This window comes from Caballeronia sp. LZ035 (assembly GCF_031451175.1).
In the GTDB taxonomy this organism is placed as follows: domain Bacteria; phylum Pseudomonadota; class Gammaproteobacteria; order Burkholderiales; family Burkholderiaceae; genus Caballeronia.
In genome coordinates this window covers 1,151,167-1,170,403 of the sequence record NZ_JARUXS010000003.1, presented here as the reverse complement: position 1 = coordinate 1,170,403, position 19,237 = coordinate 1,151,167, and the positions used below count along the sequence as shown (strand labels likewise).

Here is a 19,237-nt window from a genome sequence, read left to right as displayed (position 1 = left end):
GGCGACCTAGCGTTCGTGCGTGACCTGCACCGTGCATTGCCATGCACCCGCCTTGCCGCCCGCGCTTGCGCTTGCGTCGGCCTTGCCGCAGTCGCACTTGCCGAGCTTCAGCAGATGGCCGTGGGCTTCTTCGGCAGTGGGCGATAGTGCATCGTTGCGGGCGAGCGAGCATGCCTCGATGCGGCTGACGCCTTCGCCGTGATACGTGTTGATCGTGTAGGCGAAGGCGGACTGGCCCGCACATGCGCACGTCAGTGCGAGAACACAAAGAGCAGGGCGGAACACAGGCGCTACGTCGAGGGCAATTCTCATGATCTTCTCCATCGATTCGGGACCCATGTTAGTCGAACACTTCGGTTAGCCGCTTTCATGTTCCGTCGATTCCACCAACGCACGATCCAGAAGGAGGCAGCACCATGAAGTCAAGTGTGAAACGGTACACCGCGGTTGCAGCAGTGACGGCCCTGGCATGGCTTCTGCCGAACGTGTCGATCGCGCAGACATCCGACGATGGCGCGCCCACGACCAAGGCGCAACGCAAGGAAATCCGCAAGGAAGCGCGCGCGAAGCGCAATGCCGAACTGAAGAAGCTGGAAGCGGCGGGCTACGATCCGGCGCGCAACGACGACGCCACCTATCCCGGCGACATCCAGCGCGCCGAACGCAAGGCCGCCCAGAGCCAGTAGCGGTTCACGTCGTGACGGGCTTTCGACGCGAGGCCCGTCATACCTTCGTATGATGCGGCACCCGATTTTTGCGGGTTTCAGGGAATTTGATGACGGTTGGCGCGGTATCTGTTGGCATGACAGCCGTGCGTGCAAACCGAAGGTTCATCGCGCCAAACCCTTTGCATGCAGACGCTTGAACCCAGGTAGAAAGGCGCAGGAAGCGAGCACGGACTAGAGTTCGAACCACGAAGACGTGTTCAGGAAGCCGCTCATGAGACGCCTGAGAAGTTGTTTGTTCGATATCTGCTGCGTAGCGGCGATGCTGTGTATTTCGCTCGGCGCGCTGCAACTCGCCAGCATGCTGAAGACCCATCGCCCGGTGACGGTCACGGCGTTCGATCACGACTCGCTGCTGCCGCTTGAAAGACTCTGGCTCGAAGAACACGAGGGCATGCCCGCGCCGTCCCGCTGCGGCTCCGGCCATGCATCGTGCAGTTGATTCTTCAAAGCCTTCGCTGTAAAGCATCGGAGCACCATCATGAAGAACCCGCCCTTCCTCACGCATCAGCAGATCTACGATCACGCGTTCCGGCATCTCCTCTCGCAAGGACGCACCGCGCTGCTTCCACATGGCGGCGGCGCGTATCGCAACCATCGCGGCGGCTGTCCGGTCGGCAGTCTCATCCGGGCGCGCGACTATGTCACCGCGATGGAAGGCATCCCCGTGCGCAACATCCTCAAGCCGCGCGCTGCCGTGCCTGTCTACATGGATGCCGGCGTCGAAGCGCTGAAGCGCGCGCTGCTGCGGGCAGGCATCAACATCTTGGATACGCGCACGGTCGAATTGCTGTCATGCCTGCAGAACGTACACGACATCTTTCTGCAATGGGAATGGCGCGACCGTCTTGTGTCGATCGCCCGTCAATTCGGTCTTGCAACCGATCATCTCGACGCTGCAACCGGCAAGCTGAAATAGAAGCGCGCGCCGCCGTGGATGGACTGGTTGTCGGCACGAATGCGACCGCCGTGCGCTTCGATGATCGAGCGGCAAATCGGCAAGCCCATGCCCATGCCGTTTTCCTTGGTCGTGAAGAAGCTTTCGAACAGGCTGTGCAGATGCGCAGCGTCGATGCCGGGGCCGCTGTCCTCCACCGCGCAGGTGAGCGTCGCGGCATCGTGCGCGCCGACCCGGATGGTGAGTTCGCGCCGCACGCTGGACGCCAGGTCCATCGCCTGCATTGAATTCACCGCGAGATTGACGATCACCTGTTGAAGCTGGATGCGGTCGGCGAGCACGAGCGGATCGCCGGGCGCGAATTCGCGCGTGACGCTCAGGCGGCGCAACTGGGCCTCGTGACGCAGGAACACGAGCGACTCGTCGATCAGTTCATCGAGCGAAAGCAGCGCGCGTTCAGGCGCGCGCCGTACCGCCATGCCGCGAATCCGTCCGATGATGTCCGCCGCATGCCGCGCGTCCGCCGTGATGCGGGCGCTGGTCTCGCGCGCTTCCTCGATCTCCGGAACCGGCCGGTCCAGCCAGCCGAGACTCGCTTGCGCGTTCATCACGATGGACGCCAGCGGCTGCTTCAGTTCATGCGCGATGGAGGCGGTCAGCTCGCCGAGCATCGAGATGCGGGCCGCGTGGGCGAAGTCCGCCTGCACGCGCTGGAGCATTTCCTGCGCGCGGATGCGTTCCGTCAGATCAACCAGACTGATGACGCCGATGCCGACATCGTCGCTGCGACGGGGCCGCGCGACCGTGAACAGGACATCGATCACACGTCCGTCGAGGGTCGGCAGGCGCGTGGTTTCCTGGAACCACGGTTCGCCCTTGAAGCGGCTCGCCAGCGCGCGCTGGAAGGTGGCGGGGCTTTCGCGCCAGATCCAGGTCATCGGGCCGAGCAGGTCGCGCCGGTCCTTCGCGCCGAACATCTGCACCGCATGATTGTTGATGTCCTCAACGATCAGCACCGCCGCCGCCTGTTCCAGCCATTCCGGATGGCTGTCCACATAGGCGGCGAGATCGTCGATGCCTTGCGCGCGCAACTCGGCGAGCATCGACGTCACTCTGCGCGCGTCGGTCTGGCAGAGGCCCACCGGCGTTTCGCTGAAGAGATGGCGATAACGCAACTCGCTGCGATGCAGGTCCGTGTAGAGCCGGGCGTTTTCCAGGGAGATGGCGGCCTGCGAGGCCAGCAGCCTGAGCACGGCGATCCGCGCCGGCGTGAACGCATAAGGCGTCAGCGTGTTCTCCAGATACAGCACGCCGATCAGCTTCGCCTGCTTGATGAGCGGCAGGCACAGAATGGAGCGGCATTCGCGCCGCCGCAGATAGTCGTCCATCGAGAACGGACTTTGATGCCGGGCGTCGTCGAGCAGCAGGCTTTCGCCGGTACGCGCGACATAGCGCAGGATCGACTCCGGCAGCACGGCGGGCAGCACGCGCGCATGCGGTATGCGCACGTTCACCGTGTCGCGCACGGTGGTGGCTTCGGCTTCCATCCAGAGTTCGTCTTCACGCGGGGACACCAGCACGCCTCGATCCGCGCCCGCATGTTCGAGCGCGAGCACCATCAGCGTGTGGATCAGTTCATTGAGGCCGATTTCGCTGAACACCGCCTGCGACACTTTCACGACCGTGCCGAGGTCCAGTTGCTCGACGGACGTGGCAATCGTGCTCTCCGCGCGCGCCGATACGTCCTGACGCAATTGCGCGTGGATCTGGTCCAGTTGCCGCACCTTGCCGTCGGCGCCCCAGCGCAGATAGCACGAGCGGGCATGGCGCAGATAGGTGTCGGCGATGGTCTCGAAGCCGCGCTCCGCGTAGAAGCGCGCGGCCAGTTCATTGGCGAGCGCCTGATTTTGCACGAAGCCATGCTCGCGGCTGGAACGGATCGCCTCTTCGTAGAGGTTCATCGCTTCGCCGCTCCTGCCCTCGATGCGCGCGATCTCGGCCATGACAAGCGCTTCGCGATTGCGGAAGTTCTCGGGGCAATTGCGGGTCCATAGCTCGAACTTGTCCAGCTTGGTGTCGAGCGTGCGCCGGTACGCGCGCTGTTGCGCCGGGCTCGCGGCGGGATGGAGCGCAGTCAGCGTGAGCGCGTGGATGAAGTGATGTGTGGCCTCGATCGGCATGCTCATGGCGGCCGGCAGGAACGGCTCCGCCAGCGCGGCGTGTTCCAGCGCCCGCGCGTACTCGCCGTTCAGGAAGGCGAGCATCTGCTTCATGATGTGATAGAAGACGATGCCGCAGCCGAAGGTCGCGGCGGTGATGATCGATACGCTTTCGGCTTCGTCGAACGCGATGTCGCCAAGGCCGAGCAGCGCGCGCGAACGGCCCTGCAGGCTCGCGACGAACTGCTGTTCGAGGCGGATGGTCTGGTAGACCGCGTCGTTGTGGCTCTGGCGCGCGAATGCCGCGTATTTCACCGAGAGCGTCTGCACGTCGGCGAGGGCGTCGCCTTTCTCGATCAACTGCCAGATGGTTTCGAAAGCGAGAAAGCCGCCATAGACGAAGTCGCCCACTTCGAGACAGGCCGTGAAGGCGCGCTCAAGAATGGGCATGCCGGTGGCGAAGTGATGCCGCCAGAAGTTCACATGGTCGCCGTGCAGATGCAGCAGCGTGCCGCGCAGGCTGGCGTTGCCGAGCTTGTCGTTGAGGCGCAGCGAAAGCTCGGAAAACTGGAACGCGGATTCGATATCGCGCACCACCGACACCAGCATCAGCGAATACACGCCGTAGGCAAAGCTCGACTGGTCCGTGTTGCCGTGCTGCATCGAGAGATTCACGGCCTTGAGCGTCACGAGCGGATAAAAATCCGGCCGGCCGATATACGCGCACGGCACGGCATCGACGAGCAGATTGATGATCGCCTGCATGGTCGGGTCGCTGGCCATGGGCGCGTCGAGCAGGTCGATGATCGCGCGGCCGCGCAGGTTGACCTTCACGGCGCGCAGTTCGTCCGCGACAGCCGCCTGCGCCTGTTCATCCGACTCGGGCAGCACGAGACCGAAATCGCGCAGCGCACCGAGCGCTACCGCGAAGCCGTCGTAATACTTGCTCGCCACCTGATACAGCTTGATGCGCAGGCTGTAGACCTTCGCGCGATCCAGTTGCCGGTTCGCCCGTTCGAGGATCATGTCGAAGAGCGCGTCCGCGTGCTCGAAGTTGCCGACCAGATACTCGCATTCCGACAGCTCCAGATAGAGCGGGAAGGTTTCGTCGTAGAACGCGTTCCAGGCATCGGACGAAAGCAGTTCCGCCGCCTGCACGAAGTGATTGCGGGCGGCGGCATAGGCGGTCGAATGCTTGGCGCGCCTGCCTGCCAGCACGTTCAGCTGCATCACGCGCGCGCGTTCTTCCGCGGACGCAATCAGGCCGATGCCCCGATTGAAGTGATTGACGACATCGAAGATGGTTTCTTCGAGCTGGTCGGCCGACATGTGCGCAGCGAGCAAGCGGCCGATGCGCAGATGCGCGGCCGCGCGCTCGCTTTCCGGTATCGATGCATAGGCGGCTTCATGCACGCGGTCATGCACGAACTTGTACGCGCCGTCGACGCGGAACACGAGGCCCGCCCTGACGGCTTCCCACAACTGCGCGTGCACCCGTTCCTCCGCGCCGCCCTGCACCAGCGTGAGGATCGGAATGCTGGCGAAGTTGCCGAGACAGGCGAGTTGCCGCAGCACGTCGCGCGTGGCGGGCGGCTGGCGTTCGAGCTTCGCGGCCATCAGGTCGGCCACGTTTTCCGTGAAGCCCTTGGCGCGAATGCGCGGCAGGTCCCAGACCCAGTGGGCGCGACGCCGTTCGAAGGTCAGCAGCTTCTCTTCGGTGAGCGCCGTCAGGAACTGGATCGCGAAGAAGGGATTGCCGCCGGTCTTCTGATGCACCAGTTGCGCGAGCGGCTGTGCGGCCGCCGCGCCGCAATGAAGCGAATCCGCGACGAGTTCGCCGATGCTCTCGGGCATCAGCGGTTCGAGCACGGTGGCCTGCACGTTGCCGCCGGCCTGGCGGACGCGGTCCAGCGTCTGCAACACAGGATGCGCCGGGCCGACTTCGTTGTCGCGATACGCGCCCACCAGCAGCAGATGCTGCACCTCGGGATGCGTCATCAGATGCTCGATCAGGTCGAGCGTGGCGCTATCGAGCCATTGCAGGTCGTCGACAAACAGCGCGAGCGGATGCTCCGGGCGCGCGAACACGCCGAGGAAGCGTCGGAACACGAGCTGGAAGCGGCTTTGCGCGTCGCGCGGCAGCAGCACGGGCACGGCCGGCTGCTCGCCGATGATGAGCGCCAGTTCGGGAATCAGATTCACCATCAACTCGCCGTTGGTGCCGAGCGCCTGCATCAGCGCTTGCCGCCAGCGCGCGACTTCCTCCTCGCTCTTGCCGAGCAGTTCCCGCACCAGCGACTGGAACGCCTGCGCGAGCGTCACGTAGGGAATGTCGCGCTTATACTGATCGACCTTGCCGGCCGCGAAGAGCCCACGCGGCGGGACCAGGACCTTGTGCAGTTCGTTGACCACCGACGACTTGCCGATTCCCGCATAACCCGACACGAGCACCATCTCCGTGGTGCCGCTGGCCACGACGCGATCGAAGGCGGCGATCAGCGCCTGGATCTGCGGTTCGCGGCCGTAGAGGCGTTCGGGAATCAGCAGGCGGTCGGATGCGTCGTGCGCGCCGAGCGCGAATGCTTCGATGCGGTGTTCGTCCTGCCAGGCCGCGAGGCAGGTCCTGAGATCGGCCTCGACGCCGCCCGCCGTCTGATAGCGATTCTCAGCGGTCTTCTGCAGCAGCTTGAGCACGATCTCCTCGACCACGTCCGGCACGCCCGCGACGCGCTCGGCGGGCGGCAACGGCGTGCGCGCGATATGGCAATGAATCCATTCCATCGGTTCCGACGCGACGAAGGGCGGGCTGCCCGTCAGCATCTCGTAGAACATCACGCCGAGCGAGTAGAGGTCGCTGCGTGCGTCGATCGAGCGGTTCATGCGGCCGGTCTGCTCGGGGGCCATGTAGGCGAAGGTGCCCGAGATGATCTCGGGCGGCGCGGGCGCCTGGCGTTCCTGCAAGAGCTGCGACGCAATGCCGAAGCCGGTCAGGCGGACGTTGTCTTCGCTGTCCACCAGCACGTTGGCGGGCTTGATGTCCTTGTGGATGAGGCCGCGCTGATGCACCTGGCCGAGCGCGACCGCCAGATTCACGGCGAGCCGCAGAAAGCGCGTCAGGGCGAGCGGCCGGCCCAGCAGGCGTTCGAGCGGCTCGCAGCCGTTGTCGTCGAGCACCAGGGTCGGCCGGGTGTTGTGACGTGCCAGCGCGAGCGGCTGCGCGGCCCAGCGTGCATCGAGCATGGCGGCGAGCGCGTATTCGTGTTCGAGGCGCGTGATGCTGCGCGAGCCGGGCCGGGCGGCCACCAGCGTCAGGACCGAAACCGGATTGCCGGGCTGCCGCGCCCGATACAACGAGAAGTCTTCATCCTCGCGCAGCCACTCCAGCTCGTAATCGGTGAGATCCAGATAATCCATCTTGGCTCGCTGCGCATTCGGGTCTTGGGTTCAACGGCGTGCGGGGTGCGTGCCAGGCGTCATTCGCTGAAAATGGCGCGGACTTGCGAGGTGCACGCTGCGCCGGAGATCATCAAGGCTGGATCGCCGTGCGGACCAGCGCGAGAATCACGTGCGACTCCACCGGCTTTTCCAGGTAGGCGTGGGCTCCGTTGGCGAGCACCACGGCTTCGTCGTGCGGATTCGGGAAGCCCGTGATGAAGATGGTCGGCGGCGCGCGGCCCTGCGAGATGAGCAACGCGTGCATCTCGATTCCGGTCATGCCGGACATCGTGACGTCGGAGATCAGGCAGCCGGTCCGGCTGACCGCGTCGGAGGCGAGAAACGCGTGTGCCGAGCCGAACGACATTACCGGCCAGCCCAGCGAGCGCAGCAGGTTCTCGGTCGCCACCCGAACCGATTCGTCGTCTTCCACGATTGAAACGAGGGCGCTGGCGGTCACGGAAATCCCCGAGGTCACTCAGGAGCGGCCCGAGACGTCACGGCGCCCTGGGTTCTGACTGATGTGCTTCCAGAGTCAACCTAAACGTCGCGGGCGGGGCATGACAACTTATACGTTGGTATAGGTGCGTTGCGAGGACATCAGGGCGCTGCCGCCACCGTGTAGCGCAGCCAGACCGCGCCGCGTTCGAGTTGCTCCATCGACTGAAGCGTCAGGTAAGCCGGCGCGGTCCATTCGTTCATTTCTACTTCGAAGGATGACGGATGCTCGCTGCGTCCGTCCACGAGCGGCACGATCAGCACGCTCACCTCATCCACCAGGCGCTGGTTGACGAACGCGCCGCTCACCCGCGAGCCGCCTTCCACGATCAGCCGCTTCAGGCCCAGTTCGGACGAGAGAGTCTGAATCACGCCGGGCAGATCGATCTCGTCCTTGCCGCCGAACACGTATGACACGCCGATCGACTGGAGCCACGCCAGATAGTCGTCGCTGACGCCTTCGGTCAGCACTTCGATCACATGGGAACCGAGCGCGGTATTGCTCTTCCACGCGACGCGGCCATGCGGGTCGATCGAGATCGCGTATTGCTTCGCCGCGCGTTCGACGAAGCGGTTCACGCGCGGCACGGGACCTTTCGCGAGTCCTTTCGGGTAATCGTCGCCGTGAGAAACCTCCTGCATGGTCACGCGCCCGCATATCCACGCGTCGGCCTCGAAGCGCGCGGCGGTGTCTTCGTAGAGCTTGAAGACGAATTTCATCTGCCAGCCGTCGGTGAGACTGCGGCCGTCCAGCGAAGACATCATGTGTACGACGACATAGGGTTTCATGCTTGTGCGCTCCGGTGCGGGAAGGACCTTCAGAGCGAACGATAGACGATCCGTCTCCATGACGTTTTCAACCTCGCACGCGCGGTGTTTGTCTGAACGCACGTCACGCCGACGCGCCTGAAAGCCTCACGTATCGTTGGCGTCCATCGGAACTGTACGGAGAACGAGATGCCGCGATCCTTCGAAACCCTGACCCTCGACGACGCGAAGACCATGTTGGCTGCGGGCGAAAAGCAGGCACGCAGTCTGGGGATTGCCTACAACATCGCCGTCGTCGATGCGGGCGGCCATCTGCTCGCGTTCGTGCGTCAGGACGGCGCGCTGCTGGGCAGCATCGACCTCGCGATCGACAAGGCCGTCACCGCGCGCATCTTCGACAAGAAGACGTCGGAACTGGCCGCGCTGGCCCAGTCGGGCAGGCCGCTGTTCGGGATCCAGCAGAGCAACGCGGGCAAGGTCGTCATCTTCGGTGGCGGCATTCCCGTGGTGTTTCGCGGGCAGATCATCGGCGCGGTGGGCACGAGCGCGGGCACCGTCGAGCAGGATATCGAGGTCGCCATGGCTGCCCTGTCCGCGCTGGAGCAATGACGCTCCGCACGTTTCCCTTCTTCGATCCACTCAGCCTGAGGACACGCACATGAAAGCTGCACGCATGCACGAATACGGCAAGCCGCTCGTTCTGGAAGACATCCCGGTGCCCGATATCCGCGAAGACGAAGTGCTCGTGGAGGTCAAGGCCTGCGGGATGTGCCGCTCGGATGTCCAGCTCATCGACGGCTACTTCCGCAAGTACGCCGACATTCCCACGCCGATCACGCTCGGTCACGAGATCACGGGCGTCATCAGCAAAATCGGGCGCATCGTGCCCGCGGCGGCGGGACTGGAAGAAAGCGATCACGTGGTGGTCGCGCCCGGCTGGGGCGACGGGATTTGCCGCCATTGCCAGATCGGCAACACGCATATCTGCCCCAACGTGCGTTGGCCGGGCTTCGGTCCGGTGGGCGGTTTCGCCGAGTTCATTCCCGTGCCGGCGCGCTACCTGATCAAGGTGGACAAGCGCTTGTCCTTCGAAACGCTCGCGCCGTTGACCGATGCGGGCCTTACGCCTTATCGCGGTCTCAAGAAGCTGCGCGATGCTGGCGCACTGGGCCCGGATCGTTTGGTCGGCGTGTTTGGTGTCGGCGGGCTGGGCGGCTATGCGGTGCAGTACGCGAAGATTCTCGGCGCGGGCGCGCGGGTGATTGCGTTCGCGCGGAATCCGGAGAAGCTTGCCATTGCGCGTGAGTACGGCGCGGATTACATCGTCGATATCAAGGGCAAATCATCCGCTGATATCGGGCGCGAATTGCAACAACTGGTGGGTCGCAACGACATCGACGCCGCCATGGACTGCGCCGGCGCCCCCGAGATGGTGCAACTGGCCATGAGTCTCCTGTCGATCAGCGGCCACTATGCCGATGTCGGTCTGGTGGGCGATCGCATCGATATTCCGCTGTTTCCGCGTGTCTCGCGCGAGCAGACCTTGCATGGCTCGTTCTGGGGCAACAACACCGACCTGGGCGAAGTGATGGCGCTGGCCGCGCAGGACAAGATTCGTCACACGGTCAAGACCTTCGGCTTCGAGGAACTGAACGACTACATCAACCGTCTGCGCGTGGGCGATGTGGTGGGCCGGGCCGTGATGAAGTTCTGAACGAGGAGGCCCTTGGCCGTTTTTACTCCTCCTTGAAGATCTCCTCGATCCTGAGTCCGAACACGCGGGCGATGGCGAACGCGAGCGGCAGGCTCGGGTCGTACCTGCCGTTCTCGATGGCATTCACCGTCTGGCGCGACACCCCGAGCGCGCCGGCGAGATCCGTCTGCGACCATTCGCGTTCGGCGCGCAACGCACGGATGCAGTTCTTCATGACCGGCGCACCGCCTCAGCGATAGCGGCGCGCACTGAACACGCTGCCCAGGATCCACAGCACCGCCATCACCGGCCAGACGACGAACAAGGACAGCTTCGGAAAGCCGACGCCTTCGAGAAAGCCATAGCTGAACGTGATGAGCGCCGTGCCCGCGAACGCGATGGCCAATGCTTCGAGCTGAACGCGCCGGAACAGTTCGTCCACGCGCCGCAGTTGCCGCACGACGACCCAGCAGATGAACGGGCCGGCGATCATCGGACACAGCGCGACCGCGATGCGGGCCGTCGGGTTGTCGAGCGTGCCGGAGCGCAGCCACAGCACCGAAGCCATCAGCAAGACCACATAGGCCAGCATGGCCGCGGTCATTTCCTTGCGATACCGATTCATGCCGACGTCTCTCTGCGTGTAAAGGATGCTTTACAGCATAGCGAACGACGATTGCCCTGTAAAGCGTCCTTTACAGGGCCAGGCCGCGTTTGTTGGCCAACAGAACGATTGCGTAATTTATTCTTGCCGGCATCGCCCGATGCTACGCTTGATGCTCAAAGTTACCGCAGCCGCCTGATCGTCAGCACCAATCGAAGCGAACAAAAATCAATCGGGGCCGCACATGTTGCGAAGGGTGGTGGAACGCGTGAGGCAGTTCCGGCGCAGCGAAGGCTTCAAGCATTCGCTGGCCACGCCGATTCGTTTTTCGCTGCATGCGCGGCAGCGGCTGAATCGCAATGTGTTTGCGATCGAGATCAGGGAGACTTCGGGATTCTTCTCCGTGATGCAGATGGTGCTGTTCATCCTCGTGCATTGCGAGGAGAAACAACTGACGCCTCAAATCTCCGCGCGCGGCGGGCTGTATGGCGACGCGGAAGGCCGGATCGACTGGTTCGCGGCGCTGTTCGAGAACGTGCGCGCATCCGGCGGCGCGCGGCCGCCGCGCCGGGTCCGGACGTCCGTGGTGCGGGATCTGGAGCAACTGGGTTTCAGGCGACGCTACGAAAGCGCGCTACGGCTGCGCAGTGCGAGCGACTTGTTCAATTCATACTACCGGCCCGCTGCATCGATTCGTGAAGAAGTCGCGGCGGCGTGTGCAACGCTCGATATTTCAGCCACGACGCTCGGCGTCCACTTTCGCGGCACGGACAAGAAGTTCGAAGCGTTCCCGGTGGCGTGGAGCGACTTCTGCCGGCTCGTCGAACAGACGCTCGCGCTCGATCCGCAGTTGACGAATCTCTTCGTGTCAAGCGACGAGCAGGCTTTCATCGACTTCTTTCTCGCCTGGCCTTTTAAACGCCCGATCAGCGTGGCGCCTGCGCAATTGCTCTCGAAAGGCGCTGCCGCGGTGCATTTCAGCGGCTATCCGGGTCTTGCGATCGGCCGCGAAGCGTTGGTGTCGAGCCTGCTGCTGGCCCGTTGCGGGCGCCTCGTGAAGACGCCGTCCTATCTGTCGGCGTGGTCGAAGATCTTCAATCCCGATCTGCGTGTCACGCTGGCCGCGCCGCCACGGCCCGACGCATTCTGGTTTCCCGACAGCCAGATCTGGATCGAACAGGAACAGGCCGTGGGCGGCAAGGCGGCGTGACGGTCGGCGCTCATGGACTGCGCTGCGGCAGGAAGCGCCAGGTCAGCAACAGCAAGGCGAGCGCGGCGGGAAGCCAGTTGATGTCGGTCGGCACGCTGTCGCGATGGGTGTAGCGATGGTCGGTCATGGCCGCGAACAGATCCTGCGGCACGCGCAGACGGCGGTAATCGAAGCCGATCTGCTGCGCCACCGAAGCCAGATACTCGCCGCGCAACGCGGAAAGCTCCTCGTGACTTTGCGCGTTGACGCCCGCGTTTGAATGGGCGGGTACCTGGATCACTTCGTCCGGTTGCCAGTAGCCGACCCGCCGGCCATCGCGATCCGTGCGCGGAATGGGCGCGGGCTGATCGCCGCCGACGCCGATCAGCCATCCCTTCACCTGTCCGCGCGGCACGTCGTTGACGGGTTCGTCGGGGAGAACGGGGGGCGCTTCCTGACCATCGGTGATGAGCAGCACGCCCGTATCGTGGCCGACGGCCTTCGCTGTCCGCGCGGCAGCGAACACGCCGCCTTCCGCGATGCGGCTCCAGTTGGTCCAGCGCATGTCGCCGCCGATGCCGTCGAGCGAAGCCTGCAAGGCGTCGAAGTTGCCGCACACCTCGACGGGCGGCATGAGCAGCAGCGTGCCCTGTCCGGTGAAGATGCTCCAGCCGATGCGCGAGCCGCAGGGCAGGCGTTCCAGCGTGTCGCGCATGGCCGCGCGCGCGAATTCGAGGCGGCTCACGGGCGCATTGCCGATGCCGACGTCTTGCACATCCATGCTCTGCGTGATGTCGAAGGTGACGATGGCGCTGACGACGTTCCTCGGCAGCATCAACGGCGGCATCCACACGGCAGCGGCGAGCAGCAGCGCGGCGGCGGCGAGCGCCCAGTTGCGCCGTCCGCCCGGCGCTCGGGCAGAACCAGAAGCAGGGGCAAGGGCGGCGTTCATGGCAGATCCTCGCTTTGCGCGCCGCGCAGCCTCAAGGAGGATTGATGCTTGATGTCGAGTTCCTCCTGATCGCCCAGCGTTTCGGGCGCGAGCCACAGCGCCCGTTCGAGGTTGTAGCGCGCGTCCCAGTCGCCGGGCGTGATGCGCAGCGCCGTGCGGTAACGGTCCTTGGCCTGTTCCAGCAGCGGCAGCGAGCGGATGGGGCCGGTGGCCTCGCTGCCGGCCGCTTCGCGCAGATACAGGTTGCCGAGATTGAAGAGGGCGGCCGTCTGGAGCCGGCGATCGCCGGATTGTGCCGCGAGCGGATCGAGCAGATGCTGGGCGTCGTCGGCGCGTCCGGCTTTCGCAAGGGCCGCCGCGCGCGCCAGCTGGACTTCGCCGGCTGTGCCCGGCGTATCCGGCTTGGCGATCGTCATGTCATGCACGTCGCGCGTCACCGTCTGCGCGTGCCGGAACACGCTCCAGTCGTACAAGGCCAGCCCCGCGAAAACGACAGCGACGGTCCCGAAGACGAGATGGATCGCGCCGCGCCTCATGTCCAGCTCCGCACCTGAACGCCGCGCAGGGCCAGCAGCAGCGCGCTCGCCAGCAACGCGGCGGCGAAGCAGAACGCGCTGTCGTCCTGTCGTGGCAGCCGTTCCGCGAACGACAGCGGATTGCTGTGCTGCTTGTCGATCTCGGCCATCGCGGCGGCCATGGCGGCGGCGTCCTCGGCCTGATAGAGCTGGTAGGGCGTCCCGAGCCCCTGGAAAAATCGATGCAGCTCCGCCTCTTCGGAATGGTCGTCGGCGGATGCAGGCTTCGTGAGATCGGGGCTGTAGACGCCGCTGCGCAAGTACACGAAGTACAGCGCGATGCGGTTGCGCGTCAGCCCGCTGCGGATCGCTTCGCGCGCGACGGCGTCGAGATTGGCGCCGCCGTCCGAGACCAGCACGATGGCGCGGCGGGCGGCATACGCGCGTCCCTCGAACTGCCGGATCGCCGCGATCAGGCCGCGATCCAGCCGCGTATCCGGCATGCCGCGCCCGATGCCGGTGCCGTCGAGCGCCGCGTCGATGATGCGGTGATCGGCCGTGAACGGCACGGCGAGGATCGGACTGATGCCGAACATCATGAAGGCGAGGCGATCGTCGGGCCGCACGGCGACGAAGTGTTCGAGCGCATGGCGCGCCACCGCATTCTTCGATTGCCCGCTCGGCTCGCTCACCGGCGTCTTTGACATGACCGCATCCATGCTTGCGCTCCGGTCCATCAGGATGAGGATTTCGGCGGCGCTGCTGGTGCGCATCACCTGCATGTGCGAGCGCCCCGGACCCGCGAGCCCGATGACGATGGCCGCCATCGCCAGCAACGCGCAGAGGCGCCGGGCGTGATCGATGGCCGAACCGAGCGGATCGCGCGGCAGCCAGTCCACGAACGAATAGGCGAACGATTCGGCGGGCCTTGGCAACAACGGCAGCAGCGCGAGCGGCAGCAGGAGCAGCAGCCAGGGGCGGAGGAAGTCGACGGGCATCGCGTCAGCGCCTCTGTTCCGCACGGTGCAGCGCGCGGGCGAGGTCGCGCAGGTCTTCGGCCGGCGCGGCGTCGGGCGTGAAAAAGCGCTGCTGCGAGCGCGCGTAGAAAAGCTCGATACGTGGCCGCAAGGCTTCGAGATAGGGCGCGCGCGCGAACAGCGCGGGCAGCGACGCTGCATGGACGACCTGCGCGGCGGCGGCATCGAATGCGCGGTGCAGGTGGACCCAGGGCGCGTCTCCGGTGGTTTCCATGCGGCGTATCGTCCGCCACGCGCGCGCGAACGGCAGCGTCCTCGCGTCCTTGCGCGTCCGCCATGTCCACCAAGCCGCCCACGCCAGCACGGTCAGCGCCAGCAGCGTGAGCATCGCGATCATGCGGCGTCGCGCGGCCGGTCCATCCGTCGGCGTGACGATGCGGTCGGGTTGCAGCGCCGGAAGCGCGCCGTTGCGGAACGCATTGCGCGGCGTCAACGGCCCGACGCTGATCGGCCATGCCGCCACGTTCAGCGACGCGCCATCGGCGGGCTTCAGTTCGAGCGCGGGCAAGCCGGTCTGCGTGAGCGTCTGCGCGGCGTTGATGACCTGATACTCGATCACCATCCACGGTTGTCCCTGCGCGTCTTCCTCGATGCGCGCCGGACGCCGTTCGAGCCACACGCCGACGCGGCCCGCCGAGGGCAGCGGCACGCCATGAAGCGCGTGTCCGTCGGAGGAGAGCAGCACGCGCTGCGTCAGCACGTCGCCGAGCATGTAGCCGAACGCACGCGGCTGCGCGACGGTGGCCGTCATCGTCGGCTCGGCGCGGGCGAGCATCGCGCACAGCAATAGCGCCGTGCCGATCGAGCCTGTGCCGCGCCTCATGCCGTGGTTTCCAGAAAGTAACGCGAGAGCGCCTCGGCATCGAAGGCGCCCTCGACGAAGAACGGAGTCGCACCGCGCTTGCGCAACACGCCGCTCAACTCCGCGCGGCGCTTCGCGACGTTGTCGCGCCACTGCTGCGCCATCGCAGGCCGCAGCCACAGCGCACGGCGTCTGCCATCCTCGATGTCGCGCACCTGAAGAAAGCGGCCGCTGGCCGGCGGCTCGGTTTCGGCCGTGTCCCAGATGACCATCGGCACGAGGCGCGCATGGACCAGCCGATCGAGCGCGGCGTCGAGCACATCCAGCGGCCAGTGAAAGTCGGACACCAGGAACACGAGACCGCGTCGCCCCGCCAGACGTTCGAGCGCACGCACAAGTCCCGCCGCCGTGTTTGCCGTGTTTGCCGAATGCGCGGACACGGAACAGGTGCGCAGCCGCTGCCCCATTTCATCGCCGACACCGCGGCCATGGCGCGCCGGCATGAACAGGTCTTCGCGCACGTTCTGGTCGAAGCCGAGCAGGCCCACCTGATCGCCCGCCCGGAACGCGCTGTAGCACAGCGCCTCGACGAACTCGGCGGCGAGATCGAGCTTTGGCCGGTGCGCGCCGAAGCGCATCGAAGCGGAGACATCGACCAGCACCTGCACAGGCACCGCGACGCGCTGCAAATGCAGGCGCACCAGCCATTGCTGCGGCACGGCGCGCTGGCTGGCGCGCAGGTCGAGCCGGCGTGGATCGGGATGATCGAACAGCCGCGCGTGCATCGCGAACTCCTGTCCCGCGCCGAAGCTCGTGCCCGGATGCGAACCGGGCCGGAAGCCGCTCGCGCGCCCGGGCAGCCGGTAGTGGAATTCGACGGGATCCTTCATGACCCGGCGTTCAGGATCAGGGAACCGCGATCGTGCGCACGATCATCGCGGTCAATGCATCGGCGAGTTCCTGCCGGCGCATTTCATAGACAGGCGTGAAGAAGACCCGGTGACCGAGCGCCGGCAGCAGCACCGCATGAACGTCTTCGGGCAGCACATGCAGGCGTCCTTCGAGCCACGCGCGCACGCGCACCGCGCGCACCAGCGCGCTCATGCCGCGCGGACTGGCGCCCGCGAGAATCAGCCGGTCCATGTCGACGTCGGGCAGTTCGATGCCGTAGCGGCGCGGCGTTTCGGTCGCCTGCCAGATATCGAGCACATAGCGTTCGATGCGCGGGCTCAGCGTGACGCTGCGCTGGATCGCCGCGCCAATGGCGTTGAGCCGCGTCGCGTCGATCACCGCGCGCGGCACGCTTTCCATGAGGACATCGACGTCATGGAACTTCGGCTCGAAGACCAGCGCGCGGCGCACGTCGTCGTCCTGCGGCGTCGGCATGTTGAGTTCGAAGAGAAAGCGGTCCCGCGCCGCCGACGCCAGTTCGAAGGTCTCGTCCTTCTCCACCTTGTTGCGATCCGCGAACACGGTCAGGTGCGGAAAGCGATAGTCGCGGCCGAAGGCGGATACCGTGCGCTCGGCCATCGCGCGCAGCAGCAGCGACTGCACTTGCGGACGCGAGCGGTTGATCTCGTTGAAGAAAAACGTGCTGAGCCCTTCGCCGTGACGCAGCAAGGGACCGGGTTCGATGCGCGGCTTGCCGTCGGCATCGACGAAGGTGTGATAGATGAGGTCGCCCGGCATCAGGTCGATGGTGCCTTCCACGCGCTCGAAGTCGCCTCCGGTGGCGCGGGCGAAGGCGCGCAGTAGCGTAGTCTTGCCGACGCCCACGCCGCCTTCCAGCAGCACATGACCCCGCGCATAGAGCGCGATGTTGATCAGATGAGAAATCGCTTCTTGTCCGACGACGGCATTCGCAACCGCTGCCTCCATGTTGCGGGCTTCGCCGCGCCAGTCTTCGAGTTCGGTTTCGGATGCCATGAAGTCGCGCTGTGCCTTGCTTCGAATGGAGGGTGTCCTGATCACGCCGGCGTCAGCGAATGCATAAGACATGCCTGCGTGGGAAGGCCGATTGCACGCGGCATCAGGGAGCACACTGTCCTTGCGCGATGACAGTGTGTCGCGGACAAAGCGGTTCAGCGCAAGCCCGCTTCTTCGAGCAGCCACGCCTTGAACGCGAGCAACGGCGCCTGTTCGCCGCCGCCCTTGCGATGCACCAGGAAGTAAGCCAGCTCGCAGCTCTGCACCGTATCGAATGGCTTGACGAGGCGGCCTTCGGCGAGATCGCGCTCGACCAGCGTGGTCCTGCCGAGCGCCACACCATTGCCGGACATTGCTGTTTGCAGCGCCATCGCGGAGTCGTTGAGTTGCAGTCCGCGCCGCGTGTCCACGCCGTCGCGGCAACCGGCATGAAGCAGCCATGAACGCCAGGTCGGGAAGACGCCGAAGCCGCTCATCGACGTATCGTGGATCAGCGCGTGATGCCGCAGGTCGAGCGGAGACTTGAGCGCTTGAGAACCGTGCAGCAGGGCCGGACTGCACACCGGAAAGAACTCGTCGCGCAGCAGGAAGGTGGCATCGAGACCGGGCCATACGCCCGCGCCGTAGCGGATGCCGGCATCGATGCGTTCGGCGGTGAAGTCCGTCAAACGTCCGCTCGTGTCGATACGCAGATCGTAATAAGGATGCCGGCGCAGGAAGCGTTCGACCCGCCACAGCAGCCACTTGTCCGCGAAGGCGGGCGGCACGGTCACGGTGAAGACGATGCGCGACTTGCTGGCCTTGAGCGCTTCCATCGCGTTGGAAAGCAGATCGAAACCGCCTTGCAGGTCGGGCAGGGCGTCGCGGGCGGCGTCGGTCAGCGTGAGTCGTGAAGCACCGGATGTCGAGCGATGAAACAGTTCGACATCGAGAGTGCCTTCCAGCCCGCGAATCAGCTGACCGACCGCCGCGGGCGTCACGTTGAGTTCATTGGCTGCGGCGGTATAGCTCAGATGCCGCGCGACCGCTTCGAAGGCTCGCAGCGCGTTCAGGTTGCCGGGCGCTCGCATGATGGCTCCTGCATGCGGAAGATGCGCTCAATCTACCGAAATGTGCTGCGCCCGGCCAGACCGCGAAGCGCGCTGTCAGAACTGCGTCAGGCCGCCGTCAACTACCATCTCCGTGCCGGTGATGAAGGCTGCGTCATCGCTGGCGAGGAACAGCGCGGCTTGCGCCACTTCCCGCGCTTCGCCGAAGCGCTTCAGCGGCACCGCGGATTGAATGCCTTCGCCGGCGGCGGCCAGTTCTTTTTCCGACAAACCGAGCTTGCCGTGGAAGGGCGTGGCGATCGGCCCCGGGCTCACGGCATTGACGCGAATGCCGCGCGGCGCGAGTTCGGCGCCGGCCGAACGCACCAGCGAGCGCAAGGCCGCTTTCGTCGCCGCGAGCACCGACAGACCCGGCGTGCCGGTTTCATTCAGGAACGACGTGGTGACGACGATCGCGCCGCCCTTCGGCATGTGCGGCACGGCTTTCTGAATGGTGAAGAACGCGCCGTTGAAGTTCAGGGCGAATTGCTCGCTGATCTGTTCGGGCGTCACGGCTTCGATCGGCGCGGCGGTGGCGGCGCCCGCGTTGGCGTACACCACGTCGATGCGTCCATGCGTTTCCACGATCTCGACGATCGCCCGGTCGAGTTGAGCCGGGTCGCGCAGGTCGACGTTGAGCGCCATCGCGGAGTCGCCGAGGAGACGGGCGGCTTCTTCGAGACGGCCCGGATGCGTGCCCGTCACGATGACCTTCGCGCCTTCCTGTTGAAACAGCTTGGCGGCTTCCAGACCGATACCCGAGGTTCCGCCCGTGATCAGTGCAACCTTGTCGTTGAGCTTCATGACCGACTCCTTCGATAGTGGTGAGGTGAAGGGCTTCGCTGTGTTGCGTTGCCCGTGACTTCACTATCGACGAACGGTGCGTCCCCGACAAACGAGATGATCTGTGCGGGCGAAGAAGAAAAACTACGCCGCCATATGTAAGGC

General features: G+C 65.2%; 20 protein-coding genes. 6 read left to right on the top strand and 14 right to left on the bottom strand.

What is annotated here, in order from left to right:
- Positions 1–6: 6 nt before the first annotated feature.
- On the bottom strand, positions 7–312 hold the full coding sequence (locus tag QCE88_RS28010) for a hypothetical protein (protein ID WP_309908130.1): 306 nt from the start codon (positions 310–312) through the stop codon (positions 7–9).
- 104 nt (positions 313–416) lie between these two features.
- Here QCE88_RS28010 and QCE88_RS28005 point away from each other — a divergent pair, with 104 nt between their 5' ends.
- From QCE88_RS28005 to QCE88_RS27995, 3 genes are all read left to right on the top strand, one after another.
- The gene (locus tag QCE88_RS28005; RefSeq protein WP_309908129.1) at positions 417–686 is read left to right on the top strand and encodes a DUF4148 domain-containing protein; all 270 of its coding nucleotides are present in this window, start codon (positions 417–419) and stop codon (positions 684–686) included.
- Positions 687–939: 253 nt separating this feature from the next.
- A complete protein-coding gene (locus QCE88_RS28000; RefSeq protein WP_309908128.1) occupies positions 940–1,167 on the top strand; it encodes a hypothetical protein in 228 nt (75 codons plus the stop codon).
- Positions 1,168–1,206: 39 nt separating this feature from the next.
- Positions 1,207–1,644 (top strand): hypothetical protein, encoded by a 438-nt coding sequence (locus tag QCE88_RS27995; RefSeq protein WP_309908127.1) that lies wholly within the window; start codon positions 1,207–1,209, stop codon positions 1,642–1,644.
- Here the strand turns inward: QCE88_RS27995 and QCE88_RS27990 are convergent.
- From QCE88_RS27990 to QCE88_RS27980, 3 genes are all read right to left on the bottom strand, one after another.
- On the bottom strand, positions 1,611–7,196 hold the full coding sequence (locus tag QCE88_RS27990) for an AAA family ATPase (protein WP_309908126.1): 5,586 nt from the start codon (positions 7,194–7,196) through the stop codon (positions 1,611–1,613). The two genes, QCE88_RS27995 and QCE88_RS27990, sit on opposite strands and share 34 nt — an antisense overlap.
- A gap of 112 nt (positions 7,197–7,308) precedes the next feature.
- On the bottom strand, positions 7,309–7,677 hold the full coding sequence (locus QCE88_RS27985; protein WP_309908125.1) for a response regulator: 369 nt from the start codon (positions 7,675–7,677) through the stop codon (positions 7,309–7,311).
- Between the two features lie 140 nt (positions 7,678–7,817).
- Positions 7,818–8,504, bottom strand: coding sequence for a dihydrofolate reductase family protein (locus tag QCE88_RS27980; protein WP_309908124.1), 687 nt, complete (start codon positions 8,502–8,504; stop codon positions 7,818–7,820).
- 168 nt (positions 8,505–8,672) lie between these two features.
- On the opposite strand from QCE88_RS27980, the gene QCE88_RS27975 reads away from it, so the two are divergent.
- Positions 8,673–9,092: a heme-binding protein gene (locus tag QCE88_RS27975; protein WP_309908123.1), complete on the top strand. Its 420-nt coding sequence runs from the start codon at positions 8,673–8,675 to the stop codon at positions 9,090–9,092.
- A gap of 49 nt (positions 9,093–9,141) precedes the next feature.
- Positions 9,142–10,197, top strand: a complete 1,056-nt coding sequence (locus tag QCE88_RS27970) for an NAD(P)-dependent alcohol dehydrogenase (RefSeq protein WP_309908122.1) — start codon at positions 9,142–9,144, stop codon at positions 10,195–10,197.
- Between the two features lie 22 nt (positions 10,198–10,219).
- Here QCE88_RS27970 and QCE88_RS27965 read toward each other — a convergent pair whose 3' ends face one another.
- Positions 10,220–10,411, bottom strand: coding sequence for a helix-turn-helix transcriptional regulator (locus QCE88_RS27965; RefSeq protein ID WP_309908121.1), 192 nt, complete (start codon positions 10,409–10,411; stop codon positions 10,220–10,222).
- Positions 10,412–10,426: 15 nt separating this feature from the next.
- A complete protein-coding gene (locus tag QCE88_RS27960) occupies positions 10,427–10,801 on the bottom strand; it encodes a hypothetical protein (protein ID WP_309908120.1) in 375 nt (124 codons plus the stop codon).
- A gap of 223 nt (positions 10,802–11,024) precedes the next feature.
- Between QCE88_RS27960 and QCE88_RS27955 the strand changes: the two genes are divergently transcribed.
- Positions 11,025–11,990 (top strand): hypothetical protein, encoded by a 966-nt coding sequence (locus tag QCE88_RS27955; protein ID WP_309908119.1) that lies wholly within the window; start codon positions 11,025–11,027, stop codon positions 11,988–11,990.
- Between the two features lie 10 nt (positions 11,991–12,000).
- Here QCE88_RS27955 and QCE88_RS27950 read toward each other — a convergent pair whose 3' ends face one another.
- From QCE88_RS27950 to QCE88_RS27915, 8 genes are all read right to left on the bottom strand, one after another.
- Positions 12,001–12,921: an MxaL protein gene (locus QCE88_RS27950; RefSeq protein WP_309908118.1), complete on the bottom strand. Its 921-nt coding sequence runs from the start codon at positions 12,919–12,921 to the stop codon at positions 12,001–12,003.
- Positions 12,918–13,457 carry an MxaL protein gene (locus QCE88_RS27945; protein WP_309908117.1) on the bottom strand — a complete coding sequence of 180 codons (540 nt, stop codon included), beginning with the start codon at positions 13,455–13,457 and terminating at the stop codon, positions 12,918–12,920. The genes QCE88_RS27950 and QCE88_RS27945 overlap by 4 nt, the downstream gene beginning before the upstream one ends.
- Positions 13,454–14,434, bottom strand: a complete 981-nt coding sequence (locus QCE88_RS27940; RefSeq protein WP_309908116.1) for a vWA domain-containing protein — start codon at positions 14,432–14,434, stop codon at positions 13,454–13,456. The genes QCE88_RS27945 and QCE88_RS27940 overlap by 4 nt, the downstream gene beginning before the upstream one ends.
- Positions 14,435–14,438: 4 nt before the next feature.
- The gene (locus QCE88_RS27935; RefSeq protein WP_309908115.1) at positions 14,439–15,296 is read right to left on the bottom strand and encodes a hypothetical protein; all 858 of its coding nucleotides are present in this window, start codon (positions 15,294–15,296) and stop codon (positions 14,439–14,441) included.
- Complete coding sequence (locus QCE88_RS27930; protein ID WP_309908114.1) at positions 15,293–16,165, bottom strand: VWA domain-containing protein; 873 nt, start codon at positions 16,163–16,165, stop codon at positions 15,293–15,295. Before QCE88_RS27930 ends, QCE88_RS27935 begins: the two co-directional genes overlap by 4 nt.
- A 16-nt stretch (positions 16,166–16,181) precedes the next feature.
- A complete protein-coding gene (locus tag QCE88_RS27925; RefSeq protein ID WP_309908113.1) occupies positions 16,182–17,201 on the bottom strand; it encodes a MoxR family ATPase in 1,020 nt (339 codons plus the stop codon).
- A 155-nt stretch (positions 17,202–17,356) separates the two neighbouring features.
- Positions 17,357–18,271 carry a LysR substrate-binding domain-containing protein gene (locus QCE88_RS27920; RefSeq protein ID WP_309908112.1) on the bottom strand — a complete coding sequence of 305 codons (915 nt, stop codon included), beginning with the start codon at positions 18,269–18,271 and terminating at the stop codon, positions 17,357–17,359.
- Between the two features lie 75 nt (positions 18,272–18,346).
- Entirely contained in the window at positions 18,347–19,093 is a 747-nt protein-coding gene (locus tag QCE88_RS27915; RefSeq protein WP_309908111.1) for an SDR family oxidoreductase, read from the bottom strand.
- Positions 19,094–19,237: the final 144 nt, after the last annotated feature.